Annotated in this window: 4 protein-coding genes; all 4 read left to right on the forward strand. The window is 68.1% G+C overall.

Annotated elements, in window-relative coordinates; translation table 11 throughout:
- The coding region (locus tag ACK42S_RS17790) for an energy transducer TonB (protein WP_409710757.1) at positions 1 to 425 on the forward strand (425 nt) is incomplete at its 5' end.
- A 2-nt stretch (positions 426 to 427) separates the two neighbouring features.
- On the forward strand, positions 428 to 1171 hold the full coding sequence (locus ACK42S_RS17795; protein WP_409710760.1) for a MotA/TolQ/ExbB proton channel family protein: 744 nt from the start codon (positions 428 to 430) through the stop codon (positions 1169 to 1171).
- Positions 1172 to 1189: 18 nt separating this feature from the next.
- The gene (locus ACK42S_RS17800; RefSeq protein ID WP_409710763.1) at positions 1190 to 1612 is read left to right on the forward strand and encodes an ExbD/TolR family protein; all 423 of its coding nucleotides are present in this window, start codon (positions 1190 to 1192) and stop codon (positions 1610 to 1612) included.
- A 114-nt stretch (positions 1613 to 1726) separates the two neighbouring features.
- Positions 1727 to 1931, forward strand: a 205-nt coding sequence (locus ACK42S_RS17805; RefSeq protein WP_409710766.1) for a hypothetical protein, incomplete at its 3' end; no start/stop codon positions are given.

Genomic DNA, 1931 nt, shown 5'->3' on the forward strand with positions numbered 1-1931 from the left:
CGCCGGCTCCGCCCGAGCCGGCGCCCGCGCCTTTCGTGGCGCCGCCTCCGCCGTCCGAGCCCGCACCGCCGCCGGAGCCGGCCGTGTCGCTCACGCCACCGGCCCCGCCCGCGCCGCCGGCTCCGCCGGCCCCCCAACCCAAGACCGTGTCGGCCAGCGCGGTGCAGTACCTCAGCCCGCCGCGGGTCCAGTACCCGCCGCTGTCACGCCGTCTGGGTGAGAAGGGGCGTGTGGTCCTGCTGGTGCTCGTCGACGAACAAGGCCGGCCGGTGCAGGCCCGGGTGCAGACCTCCTCGGGTTTCCAGCGCCTGGACGATGCGGCCGTCCATGCAATGCGCAGCGCGCGTTTCCGCCCCTACACCGAAAACGGGGTGCCCCAGGCCGTCTGGGTGCCGGCCCCCATCGTCTTTGATCTGGAGAACTGAACATGAATCCCGAAACCCCTGCTCTGGGCTTTGCCCACTTCATTGCCCAGGCCGACGCAGTAGGCAAGGCCCTGCTCGTCGTGTTGCTGCTGATGTCGGCGATCTCCTGGTACCTGATCGTGATGAAGGGCATCACGGCCTTTCTGCGCCGGCGTCGCAGCGAAGCCTTCCTGACCTTCTTCTGGAACGCCAGCTCGCTCGAACAGGTGCAAAACGAGATCGCCACGCATGGCGTGCGCGACCCCTTCTCGCATCTGACGGCCCACGCGATGCACGCCCAGGCCCACCATGCCAAGTACGGCGCGGCCAAGCTGGAGGAGGCGGGCAGCGCACAGGATTTCCTCACGCGCACGATGAAGAAGGTGCTCGACGAGGAGCACACCCGCCTGGAAAACGGCTTGACGGTGCTGGCCACCATCGGGGCCACCGCGCCCTTCGTGGGCCTGTTCGGCACGGTCTGGGGCGTGTACCACGCGCTCGTGGCCATCGGCATGAGCGGTGCGGGCACGCTGGACAAGGTCGCCGGCCCGGTGGGTGAGGCCCTCATCATGACCGGCCTGGGTCTGGCCGTGGCCATTCCGGCGGTGATGGGCTACAACTGGCTCACCCGCAGCAATCGCGTGCTCACCGCCAAGCTCGATTCCTTTGCCTTCGACCTGTTTGCCTTCCTGTCCACCGGCCAGGCTTTGGGCGGTGGCGCGCGCACGGAAAACGTTCGGCCGATCAAGCCGGCCACCAAGGCCTGAGCGCCCAGGAGAACCGCGATGGCCTTTGGCAGTTTCGACAACAAGTCCTCGGGCGCTCCGATGGCCGAGATCAACATGGTGCCGCTCATCGACGTGATGCTGGTGCTGTTGGTGATCTTCATCGTCACCGCGCCGCTGCTCACGCATTCGGTCAAGCTCGACCTGCCGCAGGTCAGCGCCCATGAAAACCAGCTCAAGCCCGAGAAAATCGAGTTCGCGATCGACGCGGCCGGCACGCGCTACTGGAACGGCGAGGTGGTCACCCGCGAGCAGGCCATCGAGCGCTTCCAGGCCGAAGGCGCCCGGCCCCAGGCCCAGCGCCCCGAGGTGCACCTGCGCGCCGACCAATCGGTGCCCTACCGTTTCGTCGCCGAAACCCTGGCCGATGCCTCCAAGGCCGGCCTGAGCAAGATCGGTTTCATCAGTGAACCCGAGCAATAGGCCATAGATCCGGCAGAGGCTCGCCCTCCGCCTTCTTCGTCGTACCCAGGCCCCGTCACGCCCGTGGCGGACCCAGGCAAAACACCAGAACAACAGCCTTGTTGGAGTTTTGCCGTGCCTGTGTCTTTCCGTCCCGTTTTGCGCGCCGTGCCTTGGGCCAGCCTGCTCGCTGTGGCCCTGCCCGTGGCTGCCCAGACCCCTGCGGCCGAGGCCCTGCCCGAGGTCACCGTCAGCGCCGAGCGCGATCGCGAGACGGCCACCGGCCCGGTACCCGGCTACACCCCGCGTCGTGCGGCCAGTGCCACCAAGACCGACACGG

The sequence above is a fragment of the Caldimonas sp. genome (assembly GCF_046289365.1).
In the GTDB taxonomy this organism is placed as follows: domain Bacteria; phylum Pseudomonadota; class Gammaproteobacteria; order Burkholderiales; family Burkholderiaceae_C; genus Caldimonas.